This is a genomic window from Actinomadura sp. KC216, assembly GCF_004348535.1.
Classification (GTDB): Bacteria; Actinomycetota; Actinomycetes; order Streptosporangiales; family Streptosporangiaceae; genus Spirillospora.
The window spans coordinates 1-18,013 of record NZ_SMJX01000063.1; the positions used below are offsets into that span (position 1 = coordinate 1).

The window sequence follows — 18,013 nt, forward strand, 5'->3', positions numbered from 1 at the left end:
GGTCGCGGTGGGGCTGGTGGGCTGTCTTGCGGTGAGCGGGTGTTCGGGCGGTGAAGAGGCGTCCATCCTCGGGAAGCCGACGCTGGTCGCGGGGGTGCGGCCGGATCTGCCGGGGATCGGGTTCAGGCTGGCGGACGGGCGGTTCGAGGGCCTGGACGTCGACGTGTCGCGGTACCTGGCCGACCGGATGGGGAAGAAGGTCCGGTTCGCCCCGGCGCTCGCGGCCGATCGGGAGCGGCTGCTGCGGGACGGGAAGGTCGACATGGTGCTGACCTTCTGGCTGGAACCGGAATGGAAGCAGCGGCTCGCGTTCGCCGGGCCGTACCTGCTGTCGTACCAGGACATCCTCGTCCGGGAGGGCGAGCGCGGGGTGCGCGGCGTCCGCGACCTGGAGGGCCGCAGGATCTGCGCCGTTACGGGGTCGGGCGCCGCGGAGGCGGTGACGCGGGAGCGGCAGGTGGCGGCGGTGCCGGTGGCGGCGCGGTCCTACAACGAGTGCCTGACGATGCTCGGCGACGGCCGGATCGACGCGATCACGACGAACGACACGATCCTGGCCGGGCTGAAGACGCGGCGGGGCGACGCGTTCCGGCTGCTGAACGCCAGGTTCGGGGAGCGGCGGACGGGCATCGCGATCCGCAAGGGCGACCCCGACGGCTGCGAGGCGCTCAACAAGGCCATCACCCATATGTACCAGGACGGGACGATGGCCAAGCTCATGGCGAAATGGTTTGGCACGTCCGGACTGGACCTGTCGGACGTCGAGGTCCCGCAGTTCGAGGGCTGCCTTTGACTCGCTCCCGGATTCGGGGTGATGCGCGCGGGAATGACCACGTCCGGCTGAAGGAGGGGGTGGCTATGGGGCAGGCGCGGGACGTGTGGCCGCGGTTGCGGGTCGATGACTGGAGCGACACGCGCGACACGCTGCACATGTGGACGCAGATCGTCGGGAAGGTCCGGCTCGTGCACGCGCCGCTGGTGAACCACTGGTGGCAGGTGACGCTGTACGTCAGCCCGCGCGGCCTCACGACGTCCGCGATCCCGTACTGGGGCGGGGCGTTCGACATCGAGTTCGACTTCGTCGACCATCGGCTGCACCTGCGCGCGAGCGACGGCGGCACGGGCGGGTTCGCGCTGGCGCCGATGCCGGTCTCGGAGTTCTACGACCGGACGATGCGCGCCCTCGCCGACCTCGGGATCGAGACGGCCATCCAGGGGCGTCCGAACGAGGTCGACCCGTCGATCCCGTTCGCGGACGACGATCGGCACGCCTCCTACGACGCGGCCGCGGCGCACCTGTTCTGGCGGCAGCTCCTCCAGGCGGCGCGGGTGATGGGCGAGTTCCGGTCCCGTTTCGTCGGCAAGGTCAGTCCGGTGCATTTCTTCTGGGGTGCGATGGACCTCGCCTGCACGCGGTTCTCAGGGCGGGAGGCTCCCCGGCATCCGGGCGGTGCCCCCAACTGCGGTGACTGGGTCATGGAGGAGGGGTACTCGCAGGAGCTCAGCAGTTGCGGGTTCTGGCCGGGGGGTGGTGACGAGGGCGCCTTCTACGCCTACGCCTACCCCGAGCCAGAGGGATTCGCCGACCGTCCCGTTGGGCCGTCTGGTGCGTTCTACAGCCAGGAGAACGGCCAGTTCCTGTTGCCGTACGAGGTCGTGCGCGCGGCGTCCGATCCCGACCAGGCGTTGCTCGAATTCCTGCAGGGGACGTATGAGGCGGCGGCCGATCTGGCCGACTGGGACAGGTCCGCCCTGGAAGCGGACCCGGCCAGGTGGGCGCACAAGGCGCGTGTCCGCGAACCCCATACGTTCGCCACCTGACGATCGCGGCGCCCGGCAGGCCCGGCCGCCGGGGTCAGTTTCCTCGGGATTCGCCGGATTCGGTGCCCGTGCTGGGCGGCGTGCCGGTGTCCGGGTAGGTGGACGGTGGAGGCCCGCCGCCCAAGCCTCCCTCGCTCGTCGTGCTGTTGCCCGAACCGGCGTCGGTCTTGGCCGGCGCGTTGCCGTTGTTGTCGCCGGGCCCGCGCGGGGGCGTCGGGGTGTGCCGCGGCGGGTTCGGCTTGGTGTCGCTGGTCTTCTTCGGCCGGCCGGGCGCGCCGCTCGGCTTGCCGCGTTCCTTCTCCTTGCCGTGCGGGGACGGCGCCGAAGGGGTCGTGGACGGCGCGGGCGACGAGGGCTTGGTGGCCGGGTTCTCCTCGCTGTCGGTGCCCTTGGGATCGCGACTGATCGGGCTTTGCGAGGGCGCCGGGTCGCTGCCCGGGAACTGCCCGGTGATCGTGGCGTAGGCGGCCCCGCCGGTCAGGATGAGCGAGCCGCCCACGACGGCCAGGGCCTTGATCGTCAGGAAGCGGCGCAGGGCGGCCGTCCTGGACCGGGGCGCGGGACGCGGCGCGGCCATGAAGGCGGCGACGGCGGCGTCCTCGCCCGCGAGTTCCTCCGGACGGCCCGGCGCGGCGGCCGCGGTGAGGAGGGTGTGCAGCCGGGCATGGTCGTACGCGCCGTCGAGGATGCGCTCGGCGGCTCGCCTGTCGAGGTACCCGGCCTGCTGATGGTCGCTCATGACACCCCTTCAGCGCCGGTACCACCGCTTTTGTCACTCTGGGCGAAGCGACGAGTGCCGGATCGCGCGTCCGCGCCGCCCGGATCGCCGCTTGGACCGGCGCTTGGACCGGCGCCTGGACGGGCGTCCGGCTCCACGGCCGTATCCGTATCCGGATCCATGCCGGCGGTGTCCGGTTCGGCGGGGGCCAGGCGCTCGGCGAGGCGCCGCAGACCGCGGTAGGCGGCGGTCCGCACGGCGCCGGGACGCTTGCCGAGGACCTTCCCGGCGGACTTGGCGTCCAGCCCGACGACGACGCGGAGCAGCACCGCCTCGGCCTGGTCGCGCGGGAGTTCGGAGATCAGCCGCAGGGCGCCCTGGGTGGCGATGCCGTCCAGCGCGTCCAGTTCGGTATCGACGTCGGCGGCCATCGCGACCAGTTCCTCGACGGGGAGGTCGGAGCCGGGCCGCCGCGACTTGCGGCGCAGGTGGTCCAGCGCCCGGTGCCGGGTGATCGTCGCGGTCCAGCCGCGGAACCCGTCGAGGTCGCCGCGGAAGGTGGGCAGGTCCCTGGCGATCTGCAGCCAGGCCTCCGAGGTGACGTCCTCGGCGTCGGGGCCGACGAGCGCGCCCGCGAACCGGATCAGCCGCGGCTGGACGTCGCGGTAGAGCATGCGAAAGGACTCCTCGTCGCCGTCCTGCGCCGCCCGCAGGGCACGGCCGAGTTCCTCCTCGTCGGCCCGGTCCACCCACGCCATTGTGCAGGGATTCTGACAGGCGTGTGACATGTACGCAGGTGTTCGGCGCTGAAGCAGTGAACGTCCGGGGCGGCACGGCACCCGGGCGTTCACCCCCCTCACGACGTGTGACGAGATGTGGACGGAAATGATCCGCGACCCCATATCCGGCGGTGCCCGCCACCGCCGGGACAGGCTGGTCGTCACGGGCATCCCGCCGGTCGCCCCGCCCGAGACCGAAACGCTCATCGAACCGGCCGCCTGGACGGAGACCGAAACCGAGCCCGGCACCGCGGCCGAGCACACCGCGGAGACCGCGGGCGCGCCGGTGTTCGTCGACTCGACCGGTGGGCGCGCGCGGCTCGGACGGCGGCTCGGGCTCGCCGCCGGGTCGGTCCTCATCGTGTTCCTGGGCGCGCTCGGCATCGGCATGGCGACCGGGCCTGACGTGCCGTTCACGCCGTGGAAGGAGCCGTCCGTCCGGCCGAGCGTGGAACCGAGCCGTCCGCCCGGGCCGACGCGGGAGCCGAGCGACCAGCGCGCCGGCGGACCTGGAGCCGGCGGGCCGGCCACGGGCACGACTCCCGCGCCGCCTGGGTCCTCCGCCGCCGCTCCGCCGTCGTCGCGACCTGCGCCGCCCGCGTCCACGAGCCGTCCGGGCAAGTCGCAGGCGAGCCCGCCCGCGTGGGGACGCAAGAAGAAGAGCAATTGACCGCGCGGCGCGGCGAGCCGCGGGGGCACTGGGTCCTGCTGGTGCTCGGCGGCCTCGTGCTGACCGTGCTCCTGCTGCTGGACGGGTTCGCCAACGGCGTCGTCGGCGAGGCGCCCCGGGACGAGCGTCCCGAACCGGGGCCGGGCGCCGGGACCGTTCCGGGCGCGGTCGCCTCCGGCGGGCCGGTCGTCAACCTCGCGGACGGCGTCCCGCGCAGCCGCCGGATGCCCCCGAAGACGATCGCGCTGACCTTCGACGACGGGCCCGACCCGGTCTGGACGCCGCGCCTGCTGGACGTCCTGCGCCGCCACAGCGCGCACGCCACGTTCTTCACGGTCGGGGCGCGCGTGGCCGAGAACCCCGGCCTGACGCGCCGGATCCTGCGCGAGGGCCACGAGATCGGGTCGCACACGTACTCGCACGTGGACCTCGCCACCGCCCCGGCATGGCGGGCGGGCCTGGAGCTCGATCTCACGCAGCGGGCGCTGGCGGGGGCGGCGGGCGTGCACACGCGGCTGATGCGGATGCCGTACTCGTCCCGTCCGGACGGGCTGACCGGGCCGGAGTGGCGCGCGGCCGAGCGGGCGGGCGAGGACGGGTACATCGTCGTCCTCACCGACCGCGACACCGAGGACTGGGCGCGTCCCGGCACGGCGAAGATCGTCCAGGCGGCGCTGGCCGGGGCGGAGCGGGGCGAGGGCGCGGTGGTGATGCTGCACGACTCCGGCGGCGACCGGGCCGGGACCGTCGCGGCCGTCGAGCAGATCATCCGGCGGCTCCAGCCGCAGGGATACCGCTTCACCACGCTCACCGAGGCGCTGAACATGCCGTCCGCGGTCGTCCCGGTGCCCGCGCGAGAGAAGGCCGTGGGCTGGACGCTCGTCGCCGCGCAGCGCGCCGCGTCCGCCCTCACCGGGACGATGGGCGTGCTGTTCGCGGTGGCCGGGATCGCGTACGTGCTGAGGCTGGTGGCGCTGCTGCTGTTCGCGCACGTCCACATGCGGCGCGTCCGTGGCCTGTCGCGCCGCGGCCGCCACGCCGCCGCCCTCGACCCCGACGGGACCGGCGCGCACCTGGCGCCCATGCCGGACGACGACCTGCCGCCCGATCCGTTCCCGCCCGTCTCCGTGATCGTCCCCGCGTACAACGAGGAGGCGAACATCGCGGCGACGGTCGCCTCGCTCCTCGACACCGACTACCCGGGCACCGTCGAGGTGATCGTGGTGGACGACGGATCCACCGACCGCACACCGCTGATCGTCGAGTCGATCGCGCTGCCGACCGTCCACCTGCTCCGCAAGCCGAACGGCGGCAAGCCCAGCGCGCTCAACGCGGGCATCGGCGTCGCCCGGGCCGAGATCCTCGTGCTGGTGGACGGCGACACCGTCTTCCAGCGCGACACCATCCGCCACCTCGTCGCGCCGTTCGGCGACCCGCGGGTCGGGGCGGTCAGCGGCAACACCAAGGTCGCCAACCGGGGCGGCATCCTCGGCCGCTGGCAGCACATCGAGTACGTGATCGGGTTCAACCTCGACCGGCGGATGTTCGACGTCCTGCAGTGCATGCCGACCGTCCCCGGCGCGATCGGCGCGTTCCGCCGTTCGGTGCTGGCGCGGCTGGGCGGCGTCCCGGGCGACACCCTCGCCGAGGACACCGACCTCACCATGGCGATCTGCCGCACCGGGCTGCGCGTCGTCTACGAGGAGAAGGCCCTGGCGTGGACGGAGGCGCCGGCCACGCTGCGGCAGCTGTGGAGGCAGCGCTACCGCTGGTGCTACGGCACGATGCAGGCGATGTGGAAGCACCGCCGCTCCGTCATCGAGAGCGGCGGCTCGGGACGGTTCGGCCGCCGCTGCCTCCCCTACCTGACCCTGTTCCAGATCGTGCTGCCGCTGTTCGCGCCCGCCATCGACCTGTTCGCGCTGTTCGGCCTGCTGTTCCTCGACCCGGCCGTGCCCGTCCTCACGTGGCTGGTCTTCGTCGCCGCGCAGGCCGCCGCGGGTGCCTACGCGCTCTGGCTGGACGGCGAACGGATCCGCCCGCTCTGGACCCTGCCGCTCCAGCAGTTCGTCTACCGGCAGCTGATGTACCTGGTGGTCGTCCAGTCCGTGGCGACCGCGCTGCTGGGGGCGCGGCTGGGCTGGCACACCGTCCGCCGGACGGGCACGTTCACGGATGTGCGAAGCCGGGAACAATCCCAGGGTCCCATCGGTTACACATGACAGCCGGTGTGCCTGGTGTCCCCGGGCCTCACCTTTTGCCTTCACGGAATACCGTCCGGCTGGAGCCGTGTTGTGCCTTTCGCCGAGAGGCGACCCCACACACCGGCGCAAGATCAGAGCCCCGCCGGGTCGCAGGATCCGGCGGGGTCTGATCATTTCCGGACCTCGGGGATGCGAGACTGCGGCCATGAGTCTCGCGGCGCATCTGGAGGAGCTCGGCCGTCCGCTGGTGGACGAGCAGCTCAAGCACCCCACCGTTGAGGGCATCGCCCAAGGAACCCTGGACGAGGCGATATTCCGCTCCTGGCTGGAGCAGGACTACCTCTTCCTCCACGACTACGTCCGCGTGTTCTCCCGCCTCGCCTGGCAGGCCCCCGCCGCCCATCTCGGCGACCTCGTCGATCTCGCCTACGCGACGTTCCACGACGAGCTCGACCTGCACCGCTCCCTCTCCGCGAGCTTCGACGCCGACCTGGACGGCGCCCAGAAGGGCCCGGCCTGCGCCGCCTACACGTCGTTCCTCCTGGACAGTGCCGCCACCTACGCGGACGGCCTCGCCGCCCTCTACCCCTGCATGTGGGGTTACTCCACGCTAGGACGCCGCCTGGCCGAGAACCCGCCGTCCGACCCCCGCTACCGCCGCTGGGTCGACACCTACGCCGACCCCGCCTTCGCCGCACTCACCGCCCGCATCGCCCAAATGATCAACGAATCCGGCGCCGACCCGCAAACCGCCGAACGCCTGTTCCTAGAAGGCATGCACCACGAACTAGCCTTCTGGGACGTCCCCGGCTCATAGCGATCGCTGCTGTGCTCATGGCCTCGCCCTCCTCCTTCGGCCCTGGCGGGCCTCCATCGTCGGGCGCTGCGCGCGATCGCTGCATCGCTCCGTCTCGCCTGGCGGCTCGCTGCGCGATCAGGTTCTCGCTTCGCTCGAACCTGCCTTCGGACGCGATCGCAGGCGTTGAGGTTGTTGCGTGGTTGCGGTGGTGGCTGGGGTAGGCGCCGATCAGGCTGTTGCGTGGCTGGGGTGCGTGCGTCCGCTTTGGTGTGGTGGGTAGTCGGTGTAGCCCTTGGCGCCGCCTTTGTGGAGGAGGCTGGGGTTGTGCGGAGTTAGGTCCGCGCCTGTGGCGAAGCGGGCGGGGAGGTCGGGGTTCGCGACGAAGAGGCGGCCGAAGGAGAAGATGTCGGCCAGGCCCGCGGCGACGGCCTCTTCCCCGGCTTGCCGGGAGGTCGGCTCGGGGCCGTTGTAGTTTCCGATCAGGGTGCCTGACCAGCGGGGACGCAGGTCGGCCAGCGCCTCGTAGGCGCCGCGCTCGATGATGTGCAGGTAGGCGAGGCCGAGCGGGTCGAGGGTGTCGACGAGGGCGCGGTAGGTGCCCTTCGGGTCCTGTTCGGCGATCTCGTTCTCGGGGTTGTCCGGGGAGATGCGCAGGGCGACGCGTTCGGGGCCGATCTCGGCGGCCACGGCGGTCACGACGTCCAGCGTGAAGCGGAGCCGTCCGGCGCGCGAGCCGCCGTAGCGGTCGGTGCGGCGGTTGGTGTTCTCGGCGAGGAACTGCTGGATGAGGTAGCCGTTCGCGCCGTGCAGCTCCACCCCGTCGAACCCGGCCCGGACGGCGTTGCGGGCGGCGGCCGCGAAGTCGGTGACCGTCGCCTCCACCTCGGCCGTCGTCATCGGACACGGCGTCACGTGCGGGACGCGGCCCTCAACGGTGTGGATCGTCTCCGACTCGATCCGGACGGCCGAGGGGGCGACGGGCGTCGCGCGGCCCGGCAGGGTCAGCGGGTGCGACATGCGGCCGACATGCCAGAGCTGGGCGAAGATCGTCCCGCCGGCGGCGTGCACGGCCTCGGTGACCGCGCGCCACCCGGCGACCTGCGCGTCCGTCGTGAGGCCGGGGACGCCGGGCTCGCCCTTGCCGAGCGCGCCCGGCCAGATCCCCTCGCTGACGATCAGCCCGGCCGTCGCGCGCTGCGCGTAGTACTCGGCGGTCAGCGGATGCGGGACGCCGGTCGCGTCGTCCGCGCGGTTGCGCGTCATCGGCGCCATCGCGATCCGGTTGCGGAGTGTCAGGTGCGGTCCCTCGTAGGGGAGCAGCAGCGGGCTGGTCATCGTCGTGCCTCCCAACGTCCGGTCGGTTCCTCAGCGGGCGAGGGCCGTGGCCTCGATCTCGATGCGCCAGTCGGGCTGCGCCAGCGACGACACCTCAAGGAGGGTGTCCGCCGGGTAGGGCTCGCTGAGGAACTCCTCGCGGAGCCGGATGACGTCGTCGAGGTCGGCCGCCATGTCGCGGACGAAGATCCCGATCTTGACGACATCGCCGAGGTCGGCGCCCGCCTCCGCCAGCACCCGCTGGACGTTCCGGAACGCCTGGCGCCCCTGTTCCAGGAAGCCGCCGGGGACCGTACGCCCGTTCTCGTCGATGCCCGCCTGGCCGGAGACGTGGATGAACCCGCCCGCCCGGATGGCCTGGGAGATCCGGTACGGCTCGTACCAGTCGGGGGACGTGGCGATTCGCTCGATCATGACAACCTCCGGAGATTTGCATGTACATGCATGTCTTGTATGTGCATGCAGATATTGGCATTGCATGTATGCTGCTGTCAAGGAGAGAGGGGCGCGAGATGGGCGCTGACGCGAAGACCGCCACGGCGGACGGCCTGCTCTGGGACGGCATCGTCACCCTGCACGGACGGGTCGAGCATCAGCTGGCCAAGGCGCTCCAGCGCCGCCACGGGATCGGCCTGTCGGAGTACCGGGCGCTGTGCCGCCTGTCCCGCGCGGAGGGCGGGGAGCTGCGGATGCAGGAGCTCGCCGACCTCATCGGCCTCAACCAGAGCTCCGTCAGCCGCCTCGTCGCGCGGCTGGAGAGCGCCGGTCTCACCCGCCGCGCCATGTGCCCCAAGGACCGGCGCGGCGTCTACACCGTCATCACCGACGAGGGACGGGTCGTCCAGGAGAAGGCCGCCCCCACCTACGCCGAGACCCTCACCGAGGCACTGGACGCGGCCGCCGCCGAGCCGTCCCTCGCGCCCGTGCTTACTGCGCTGCGCCGCATGCCCGAGTTCGCCTGACGCTCCGCGCCGAACCATTCGTCCCGCACCGCCGTCCTACTCGGCGGAGGGACGATCACCATGGCCGGATGGCTGGAGAGGACCGCCCGGGAGTACCGGGGCCGCCTGATCGTGGCCGGTGCCTGCTGGTTCCTCGTCGTCGGCCTGTTCAGCGTGCTCGGCGCCATGACCGCCTACACCATGCTCTGGGGCGAGACCACGACGGCCCGTGTGGCGAAATGCGACTACGAGGTGGAGCGGGAGGGCAGGCCGGGCGACCTGGTGTGCACCGGCACCTGGCGGACCGGGGCCGGGACGCAGGAGTCCGGCTTCATCGAGGGCGTCGACCAGGTGGATGTCGGCCGGGACGAGACGGTGCGGCTTGGCCCCGGCGGCGATGCCTATGCCGGGTCGATCACCGATCATCCGATCGCGTTCGCGCCGCTCGTCCTCGTCCTGACGGTCGTCTTCTATCTGTGGTTCTTCTGGCGGGTCCGGCGGGCCGACCGGGTCGATCCGCTCTTCACCCAGGCGCCGGACGCCGACATGCCGACGACGGGCAACGTCCGTGTGATCCCCGGTGGAGATCACACGGACGTCGGGCGCTAGCGACGGCTCAGAGCGGCTTGAAGCGGCGCAGCCGGAGGCTGTTGCTGACCACGAAGACCGACGAGAACGCCATCGCGCCGCCCGCGATCATCGGGACCAGCAGCCCGGACGCCGCCAGCGGCAGCGCCATCACGTTGTAGGCGAACGCCCAGAACAGGTTGCCCTTGATCGTGCCGAGCGTGCGGCGGGACAGCCGGATCGCGTCCGCCGCGGCCCGCAGGTCCCCGCGGACGAGGGTCAGGTCGGACGCCTCGATCGCCACGTCCGTGCCGGTGCCCATCGCGAGGCCCAGGTCGGCCTGCGCGAGCGCGGCGGCGTCGTTGACGCCGTCCCCGACCATCGCGACCGTCCGGCCCTCGGACTGGAGGCGCTTGACGACGTCGACCTTGTCCTGCGGCAGGACTTCGGCGATGACCTCGTCGATCCCGACCGAGTCCGCGACCGTCCGGGCCACGGTCTCGTTGTCGCCGGTCAGCAGGACGGGACGCAGTCCGAGCGCCCGCAGCCGGTCGACCGCCTCCCGCGAGGTCGGCTTGACCTGGTCCGCGACGGTGACGACCGCGCGGGCCTCGCCGTCCCAGCCGACCGCGACGGCCGTGTGGCCGATCGCCTGCGCGTCCGCCATGGCCTTTTCGAGGTCGGGCGTGAGGTGCTGCGACCATTCGGCGAGGAGTTGCGGGCGGCCTGCGAGGACGCCATGGCCGTCCACCATTCCCTGGACGCCCAGGCCCTCGACGTTCGCGAAGTCCTCGACGGTGCCGAGTTCCCCGACGCGCTCCACCGCTCCCTTGGCGATCGCCTGTGCGATCGGGTGCTCGGACGCGTTCTCCAGCGCCCCCGCGAGCCGCAGGACGTCGGCCTCGTCCACGCCATCGGCGGTGACGACGTCGACCAGCGCCATCCGCCCGGTGGTGACGGTGCCCGTCTTGTCCAGGACGACCGTGTCGATCTTCCGGGTGGACTCCAGCACCTCCGGGCCCTTGATCAGGATGCCGAGCTGCGCGCCGCGGCCCGTCCCGACCATGAGGGCGGTCGGGGTGGCGAGGCCGAGGGCGCACGGGCAGGCGATGATCAGCACGGCGACCGCGGCGGTGAAGGCTCCGGCGAGGGGCTCCCCGGTGCCGATCCAGAACCCGAGCGTGCCGAACGCGAGCGCGATCACGATCGGCACGAACACCCCCGAGATCCGGTCGGCGAGCCGCTGGACCTGCGCCTTGCCCGTCTGCGCGTCCTCCACGAGCCGCGCCATCTGCGCGAGCTGGGTGTCGGAGCCGATCCGCGTCGCGCGGACCAGCAGGCGCCCGCCCGCGTTGACCGTCGCGCCGACGACGGTGTCGCCCGGCCCGACCTCGACCGGGACCGACTCGCCGGTCAGCATGGACGCGTCCACCGCGGACGAGCCCTCCTCGACGATTCCGTCCGTGGCGATCTTCTCGCCGGGACGGACGACGAACACGTCCCCCACGGCGAGCCGGTCGACCGGCACCCGCTCCTCGCGGCCGTCCCGGACGACCGAGACCTCCTTCGCGCCCAGTTCCAGCAGGGCGCGCAGGGCGGCCCCGGCGCGGCGCTTGGACCGCGTCTCGAAGTAGCGGCCCGCCAGGATGAACATGATCACGCCGGACGCGGCCTCGAGATAGATGTTCATCGACCCGTCCGACCGGGTCATCGAGAACTCGAAGCCGTGCTTGATGCCCAGCTCACCGGCGGTGCCGAAGAACAGCGCCCACAGCGACCAGGCGAACGCGGCCAGCGTGCCGAGCGAGATCAGCGTGTCCATGGTGGCCGCGCCGTGCCGCAGGTTGGTGTAGGCCGCCTTGTGGAACGGCCAGCCCGCGTACACGACGACCGGGGCCGCGAGCGTCAGCGACAGCCACTGCCACGCCTCGAACTGCAGCGCCGGGATCATCGCCATCGCGATCACCGGGACCGACAGGACGATCGCGGTGAGCAGCCGCTGCCGCAGCGTCCGGAGGCCGTCGTCCGGCTCCGGCGCGTCCGCGCCGCCGGTGCCCTGCTCGGGCTTCGGCGGGGCCGGGAGCTCCGCGGTGTAGCCGGCCTTCGCGACCGTGGCGATCAGCTCGTCCGTGGACACCCCCTCGGCGTACTCGACCTTCGCCTTCTCGGTGGCGTAGTTGACCGTCGCGGTCACGCCCTCCAGCTTGTTGAGCTTCCGCTCGATGCGGTTGGCGCACGATGCGCACGTCATCCCGCCGATCGCCAGCTCGACCTGCCCGGACGCGGTGTCCGTGCTCATCGTCGCTCCTCCTCCGCGCTCTCCGCCGATCGGTCAGTGGGTGTGGGGCGTGTCGTCGTGGCCGCCGCCGGTCGGCCCGTCCTGGACGGGGACCTGCGCGTTCCCGGCGTGCACGGTGAACTCGGCCGTCCGGACCTTGCCGCCGTGCTTGAAGTCCAGGTAGAGACGGTACGCGCCGGAGCTCGGGGCCTCGGCGAAGAACGTGATGCCGGGGCCCGGCTTCGTCTCGCCGTCGCCCGGCTCCCCGTCCGGGTGGACGTGCAGGTAGGCGAGGTCGCCCTGGCGCAGCGCCACCAGGTGGCCGTAGGCCTCCAGGTACGGCTCCAGGTCCGTGACCGGCTTGCCGTCCTTGCTCACCGAGAGGGTGAGTTCGGTGGACTTGCCGGGAGTGAGGCCGCCGGACAGCGTCACCTCGTAGCCGTCCACCTTCGCGACCCGCTCGGGCTCCGGCAGCGGCGCCGTCCGCAGGTCGCCCTGGACGAACACGTCGGTGCCGAGCGTGAGCTGGCGCTTCGCGCCGTCCGGCTGGATGTCGGTGAAGAACCGGTACACGCCGGACTTCGGAATCGTGATCGGCACCGTCCAGACGCCGCCCCCGGCCTCGGACGGGTGCAGGTGCTGGAAGCCCGACAGGTCGCGGCTCGCGACGATCAGGTGCAGCCGCTTGCCGTGCAGGGGCTTGAACCCGGTGACGGGCTTGCCGTCGGGCCCGTTGATGGTGAACCGGAAGTCGGTCCGCTTGCCGGGGGCCAGCGTCGTCTTGCGCGGGACGAGTGTGTAGCCGTCCTCGGAGACCTGGAGGCCGCCGGGCACGAGCGCCGCGGCGCCACCGCCCTCGCCGCCGTGCCCGCCGCCGGTGCTCGCGCCGTGGCCGCCGCCGTCGTGGGACGCGGTCTCCGCCGAGGCGCCCACGGGCCCGACGACCTTGCCGACCCCCGCGGCGCCGCCGAAGACGACCGCCAGCCCGGTGACGTAGGCTCCCAGCTTGATCGCGCTGTTCATTCCGATCACTCCAACCCGGTGCCCGAAGGCACGGAACTCGGGGGGCGCCCCCCGCGGTGGGGCGGGGTGCGCGCCCGTTACTGCTTCAGTGCGTAACCGGCCTCTTCGACGGCGCTCTTGACCAGGGCGTCGTCGATCGGCGCGTCGCTCGTCACGGTGACCCGGCCGGTCGGCAGGTCGACCTCGACGCCGGTCACACCGGGGATCTCCTCGACCTCCTCGGTGACCGAGCTGACGCAGTGGCCGCAGGTCATCCCGGTGACGGTGTAGGTGGCGGTGCTCATCTGGCGACTCCCTCTCTCAGTACCCCTGGGGGGTATCTCGTGGCCCTCATACTGCCATAACGGATCACCCATGGCAACCCGTACCCCCTAGGGGTTATTTCGAGATCCCGGTCACATGTCCGCCGAATCCGGTCATGGGGCCTCGTGGGGCGGTTACCGGCGGGTTGTTACGCGGAAGTTATCCACACCCTCGGTGACGGGTCGTCCGCGCTTTCGTCCCGCGCTTTGGGGGGATTCACTGAGGTATCGCCCCTGTCAACGTCCCGCGTCCCGCCGGATCGGGAGTTGTGCACAGGCTTTTCCACAGGCTTCCACAGCCTTGTGGACACCGGCCCTCGCCCACCACGCGGCGCCTCGCGTCCCTAAGCTCTGGGCATGACCCTTCGGATGGACAACGTCGCCATCGTCGTCGACGACCTGGACGCGGCCATCGCGTTCTTCACCGAGCTTGGCATGGAACTGGAAGGCCGGGCCCGGAACGAGGGCCTCTTCGTGGACCAGACCGTCGGGATGGACGGCGTCCGGTGCGATATCGCGATGATGCGGACACCGGACGGTCAGGGCAGGCTGGAACTGACCCGATATCTCGACCCCGCGGCGCTCCGCCCGGAACCGGCGAACACCCCGCCCAACACGCTGGGCCTGCACCGCGTCATGTTCAGGGTCGAGGACATCGAGGGCACCGTCGCCCGCCTCCGTCCCCACGGCGCCGAACTCGTCGGTGAGATCGCGCAGTACGAGGACCTGTACCGCATCTGCTACCTCCGCGGCCCCGCGGGCATCTTCGTCGCCCTGGCCGAACAGATCGGCTGACAGACGCGCTGTGTTCAGGTGCCTGGCTGGCGGTGGTTCTCTGGGCGTTGGCGTCGAGGAGCTCGGGGATTCACGTGTTGACCGGCGGGTTTCGTAATCTCGGTGGGGAGGTCGTGCTCGTCCAGTCCCGCGAGGTAGTGGCGGACGGCCGTCGCTGACCTGGGCTGTTCCGGGTCCGGGGAGAAATGGAGTACTCGCGATATGCCTGAGCTGCCCGAGGTGGAGGCGCTGGCGGGGTTCCTGCGGGAACGCGTCGTCGGACACGTCGTCGCGCGCGTGGACGTTCTCGCCATCTCCGCGCTGAAGACCTACGACCCGCCGGTGCAAGCACTGGGCGGGCTGGCCGTCACCGGCGCGGCCCGGCACGGCAAGTTCATCGACCTGGACGTCGACGGCCTGCACCTGGTGATCCATCTGGCCCGCGCCGGCTGGCTGCGCTGGCGCGACGAGATCCCCGCCAGGCCCGTCCGGCCCGGTGGCAAGAACCCGCTGGCGATGCGCGTCCATCTGGACGACGGCTCCGGGTTCGACCTGACGGAGGCCGGGACGAAGAAGGGCCTCGCCGTCTACGTCGTCCGGGACCCTTCGGAGGTGCCGGGTGTCGCGTCGCTCGGGCCCGACCCGCTGGACGACGCGTTCACCCCCGCGGCACTCGCCGCGATCCTCGACGGCAAGCGCACCCAGATCAAGGGCCTGCTGCGCGACCAGAAGGTGATCGCCGGGATCGGCAACGCCTACTCCGACGAGGTGCTGCACGTCGCGAAGATGTCCCCGTTCAAGATCGCCGCCTCGTTGACCGAGGACGACGTCGCGGTCCTGCACGACGCCATCGTCACCGCCTTGCGCGACGCGGTGGAGCGCTCGCGCGGGCTGGAGGCGCAGGACCTCAAGGGCGAGAAGAAGACCGGCCTGCGCGTCCACGGCAAGACCGGCCAGAAATGCCCGGTGTGCGGCGACACGATCCGCGAGGTGTCGTTCGCGGACTCGTCCCTCCAGTACTGCCCGACCTGCCAGACGGGCGGCAAGCCCCTGGCCGACCGCCGCATGTCCCGCCTCCTCAAATAGCCAGACACCGGCCGAAGCGGCGCTACGGCAGCCCGCGCCAGATCAACGCCTGGGCGACGATGACGTTCTCGCCGTTGAAGGTGATCGCCGGGCCCTCGTGCAACTCGTAGCCCAGCGCGATCGCTTCGCTCACGCGTTCGCAGAATGCGCCGTCGTCCGGGCCGGTCACGACTCGATAGATGGGCAATCCGTCTGGTGGTGTGCTCATGGGACAAGGATCTCAGCCGGTGCGCGAGCCGAACCCGGGGCTCTGTCGGCCGGGGACGGGAGCGGCGGCCTCCGGGAACCCGGCAGGCCGCCGCAGGTGCCTTGATCTGGATCGGGAAGCCGCGCTTCAGCTCGCCGGCTTCTGGAACAGGAGCATCGTCGACGATCCGAACGCCTCGGTGTTGGTGTGCGTGCTGCTCACCACGCTGAAGCCGTGCCGGCCGATCTCCTCGGCCAGGGCGTCACCGCTCCGCTCCGAGTAGGGGAGCACCTCCAGGCCGATGTTCTTCTCGCCGTCCGCGACCCGGATCCTCCTGGGGATCACCCGGCCCGGAACGAGGTCGGGGGCGACCTCCGCGTAGTCCGGGATGGAGAAGAAGCCCTTGCCCCATTCGCCCGAGCAGTGGTCGACGATGAAATGGCCGCCCGGGCGAAGGATGTCGAAGACGCGGGAGATGTGGCGTGCTCGCTGCTCCTCCTCGACGAGCATGTGGAGGCAGCCCATGTTCATGGCGAGATCGAAGCTGTTGTCCTCGAAGCCGCGGAGATAGATGATGTCGCGCTCGACGAATCCCGAGGCGTCGAGGTTCGCGGCGGCGGCCAGCTCTCGCGCGCGATCCAGGGCCGTGTGGGACACGTCGACCGAGACGACGTCGTGTCCCTGTGACAGCAGGTACAGGGAGTCGCGGCCTTCACCGCATCCGAGGTCGATGATCCGTCCGGAGAAGACGTCCGGGCGCTCCCGGATCATCTGGAGGAGCGACGCGTTCGGCTCCGCCGACTCCCACAGGCGGGCTCCCTCCTCGTACACGGTCCGGTAGCGGTCCTCGTAGCCGTAGTAGTAGTCGCTGTTCGTACCGACGATGCTCCGTATGTCGTCGCTGGTGGGAGAGAACTCCACGGGCGAGGCCGTGACGTCCGCGTCCCTGCCCAGGAGCATGAGCTCGGTGTCATCGAGAATGCCGATCGCCAGGATGTACTGCGACGCGTCGCACTCGACCGCTTCACCGACCCCGAAGGGCGCGAAGGAGGCTTGTAATGCCTCCAGTGTCAGCGCCGTGGCCTTCTCGCAGACGAAGATCGCTCCGCGTCCACGGGTCACCTTGGCGGCGAAGCCCGCCGAGCCGTCCAGCTGCCACACGGTCTTCCGGTCGGTGAGGTTGATCGAGGTGAAATGCAGGTCTTCGGATGGGGCCTCGTCGAGAATCGCTTGGTAGAGACTCACTTCGCTACCTCCTGTGGGTGGTTTTCGGATGTACGCAACGCCGCCAGGCGATTCCGGTACGCCTGGAGTACGGGATTCCGGTGCCGGAAGATCCGGCCGGAATCACGGATGTGCTGCGCGGCTTCGAGATCCTGGGAGCGAAGAGCCGCCTCGATCGCGGTGAGTTCGATGACGTCGCGCTGAGCGTTGCTGCCACCCATCAGGAACGAGTGGCCGAAGGACCGTGCCAGCCTGGACGAGGCGTCGGCGTAGTCGCCGGTCGTGAACGACCGGAAGCCGAGGAATATGTCGACTATTTCCGCGGGCATCTTGGTGCCGCGTGACCGGGCCTCTTCCAGAAGGCGGTCGGCCAGGCCGTACTCTCCGACCTGGCAGTAGGTCATGTACGCGTGGAAGTCGTTGAAGACGTACCAGCTCTCCGTCGCGTAGGGCTTCCAGTTCTGGAAGAGCGACTGCCAGTAGGCGGAGAGGTCGAGCGAAGGCTTGATCAAGGAGAGGCGCCAGAGCAGCGTCACGGCGTCCAGATCCTCAGCCGATCGCAGTGAGGTCTTCCTGCGTATGCCGAAGCGATAGCACGCCAGCACTTCCCCGATGTGCTCTGCGTAGAGCTCGAACAACGCGTAGTGCCACCAGATGTGGATGCGCATGGGCGTCGAGCTGTCCCTGCCGCGCATGTACTCCCGGATGTAGCGCGCCCCCTCGTCGTGGCGACCCGCCTCGTAGAGGCAATGCACCGTCGCGTGCATCGCGTAGACGTCGTCGGGGTTCAGGTCCAGCGCGACCTGGCAGCGTTTGATCGCCTCTTTGAGCAGGCCGTTCTCCTCAAGTGCGAACCCGTGCAGGCCGTACAGGTAGCCGATCACCTGGTCATCGGGTGCGAAGACCCCGATCGCCCTTGCTATGGAGGTCAGCATGTGCGGTGCGTCGCCGAGATAGAAATCCAGCATGTGCACCGAATAGATCGACACGGCATCCCCCGGATACGTGTCGACGATGGACTGGAAGCCGTTTCGCGCGGCGACCAGATCCCCGGCGGTCCAATGACCGATGGCGGAGAGGACGGCCCTGGTCCGCGCGTCGGTCGGTCCGTTGTCCATGAGAGCGGCGTGGATCGTCGCCGCCTCCATGACCGCTGGGCCCTCCATAGAACACAGAAGGTCTACGGCGAGCATGAGCTGGAGTGCTACGGGTGGCGTGAGCTGACCCGAGCGCCGACATCGTTCGTGGTCCAGTCTCATCGAGACCAATTGGACGATGGCCGTCTCGACGAACTCCATGTCCGCC

19 protein-coding genes are annotated in these 18,013 nt (G+C 70.8%); 9 read left to right on the forward strand and 10 right to left on the reverse strand.

Features of this window, described 5'->3' with window-relative positions:
- Positions 1-793 (forward strand): transporter substrate-binding domain-containing protein (locus E1264_RS13765; RefSeq protein WP_347813394.1); only part of this gene is annotated, 793 nt, incomplete at its 5' end.
- Positions 794-858: 65 nt separating this feature from the next.
- Positions 859-1,821: a DUF5996 family protein gene (locus tag E1264_RS13770; RefSeq protein WP_132173319.1), complete on the forward strand. Its 963-nt coding sequence runs from the start codon at positions 859-861 to the stop codon at positions 1,819-1,821.
- Between the two features lie 34 nt (positions 1,822-1,855).
- On the opposite strand, the gene E1264_RS13775 is transcribed toward E1264_RS13770, so the two are convergent.
- Both E1264_RS13775 and E1264_RS13780 read right to left on the reverse strand, forming a co-directional pair.
- A complete protein-coding gene (locus E1264_RS13775; protein WP_132173321.1) occupies positions 1,856-2,560 on the reverse strand; it encodes a hypothetical protein in 705 nt (234 codons plus the stop codon).
- On the reverse strand, positions 2,557-3,288 hold the full coding sequence (locus E1264_RS13780) for an RNA polymerase sigma factor (RefSeq protein WP_243710923.1): 732 nt from the start codon (positions 3,286-3,288) through the stop codon (positions 2,557-2,559). The genes E1264_RS13775 and E1264_RS13780 overlap by 4 nt, the downstream gene beginning before the upstream one ends.
- Positions 3,289-3,424: 136 nt before the next feature.
- Here E1264_RS13780 and E1264_RS13785 point away from each other — a divergent pair, with 136 nt between their 5' ends.
- From E1264_RS13785 to E1264_RS13795, 3 genes are all read left to right on the forward strand, one after another.
- The gene (locus E1264_RS13785) at positions 3,425-3,988 is read left to right on the forward strand and encodes a hypothetical protein (protein ID WP_132173325.1); all 564 of its coding nucleotides are present in this window, start codon (positions 3,425-3,427) and stop codon (positions 3,986-3,988) included.
- A complete protein-coding gene (locus E1264_RS13790; protein ID WP_243710924.1) occupies positions 3,985-6,210 on the forward strand; it encodes a glycosyltransferase in 2,226 nt (741 codons plus the stop codon). The genes E1264_RS13785 and E1264_RS13790 overlap by 4 nt, the downstream gene beginning before the upstream one ends.
- A gap of 187 nt (positions 6,211-6,397) precedes the next feature.
- Positions 6,398-7,009 (forward strand): transcriptional regulator, encoded by a 612-nt coding sequence (locus tag E1264_RS13795; protein WP_132173327.1) that lies wholly within the window; start codon positions 6,398-6,400, stop codon positions 7,007-7,009.
- Between the two features lie 210 nt (positions 7,010-7,219).
- On the opposite strand, the gene E1264_RS13800 is transcribed toward E1264_RS13795, so the two are convergent.
- Positions 7,220-8,326 (reverse strand): alkene reductase, encoded by a 1,107-nt coding sequence (locus tag E1264_RS13800; RefSeq protein ID WP_132173329.1) that lies wholly within the window; start codon positions 8,324-8,326, stop codon positions 7,220-7,222.
- A gap of 30 nt (positions 8,327-8,356) precedes the next feature.
- The gene (locus tag E1264_RS13805) at positions 8,357-8,740 is read right to left on the reverse strand and encodes a RidA family protein (protein WP_132173331.1); all 384 of its coding nucleotides are present in this window, start codon (positions 8,738-8,740) and stop codon (positions 8,357-8,359) included.
- A gap of 98 nt (positions 8,741-8,838) precedes the next feature.
- Here E1264_RS13805 and E1264_RS13810 point away from each other — a divergent pair, with 98 nt between their 5' ends.
- Positions 8,839-9,288, forward strand: coding sequence for a MarR family transcriptional regulator (locus E1264_RS13810; protein ID WP_132173333.1), 450 nt, complete (start codon positions 8,839-8,841; stop codon positions 9,286-9,288).
- A gap of 60 nt (positions 9,289-9,348) precedes the next feature.
- The gene (locus tag E1264_RS13815; protein ID WP_132173335.1) at positions 9,349-9,876 is read left to right on the forward strand and encodes a hypothetical protein; all 528 of its coding nucleotides are present in this window, start codon (positions 9,349-9,351) and stop codon (positions 9,874-9,876) included.
- A gap of 7 nt (positions 9,877-9,883) precedes the next feature.
- Here E1264_RS13815 and E1264_RS13820 read toward each other — a convergent pair whose 3' ends face one another.
- From E1264_RS13820 to E1264_RS13830, 3 genes are all read right to left on the reverse strand, one after another.
- Positions 9,884-12,133, reverse strand: coding sequence for a heavy metal translocating P-type ATPase (locus tag E1264_RS13820; protein WP_132173337.1), 2,250 nt, complete (start codon positions 12,131-12,133; stop codon positions 9,884-9,886).
- Positions 12,134-12,166: 33 nt separating this feature from the next.
- Complete coding sequence (locus E1264_RS13825; protein WP_243710925.1) at positions 12,167-13,135, reverse strand: hypothetical protein; 969 nt, start codon at positions 13,133-13,135, stop codon at positions 12,167-12,169.
- 77 nt (positions 13,136-13,212) lie between these two features.
- Complete coding sequence (locus E1264_RS13830) at positions 13,213-13,419, reverse strand: heavy-metal-associated domain-containing protein (protein WP_132173339.1); 207 nt, start codon at positions 13,417-13,419, stop codon at positions 13,213-13,215.
- A gap of 387 nt (positions 13,420-13,806) precedes the next feature.
- Here E1264_RS13830 and E1264_RS13835 point away from each other — a divergent pair, with 387 nt between their 5' ends.
- Together E1264_RS13835 and E1264_RS13840 are read left to right on the forward strand one after the other, a co-directional pair.
- Positions 13,807-14,232, forward strand: a complete 426-nt coding sequence (locus tag E1264_RS13835; RefSeq protein WP_207935909.1) for a VOC family protein — start codon at positions 13,807-13,809, stop codon at positions 14,230-14,232.
- A 201-nt stretch (positions 14,233-14,433) separates the two neighbouring features.
- A complete protein-coding gene (locus E1264_RS13840; protein WP_132173343.1) occupies positions 14,434-15,297 on the forward strand; it encodes a DNA-formamidopyrimidine glycosylase family protein in 864 nt (287 codons plus the stop codon).
- Positions 15,298-15,319: 22 nt separating this feature from the next.
- On the opposite strand, the gene E1264_RS13845 is transcribed toward E1264_RS13840, so the two are convergent.
- The 3 genes from E1264_RS13845 to E1264_RS13855 all read right to left on the reverse strand — a co-directional run bounded on the left by E1264_RS13845 (position 15,320) and on the right by E1264_RS13855 (position 17,856).
- Positions 15,320-15,505 carry a DUF1737 domain-containing protein gene (locus E1264_RS13845; RefSeq protein ID WP_132173345.1) on the reverse strand — a complete coding sequence of 62 codons (186 nt, stop codon included), beginning with the start codon at positions 15,503-15,505 and terminating at the stop codon, positions 15,320-15,322.
- A gap of 126 nt (positions 15,506-15,631) precedes the next feature.
- Complete coding sequence (locus tag E1264_RS44605) at positions 15,632-16,729, reverse strand: class I SAM-dependent methyltransferase (RefSeq protein ID WP_207935906.1); 1,098 nt, start codon at positions 16,727-16,729, stop codon at positions 15,632-15,634.
- On the reverse strand, positions 16,726-17,856 hold the full coding sequence (locus E1264_RS13855) for a hypothetical protein (RefSeq protein ID WP_207935907.1): 1,131 nt from the start codon (positions 17,854-17,856) through the stop codon (positions 16,726-16,728). Before E1264_RS13855 ends, E1264_RS44605 begins: the two co-directional genes overlap by 4 nt.
- Positions 17,857-18,013 lie beyond the last annotated feature (157 nt).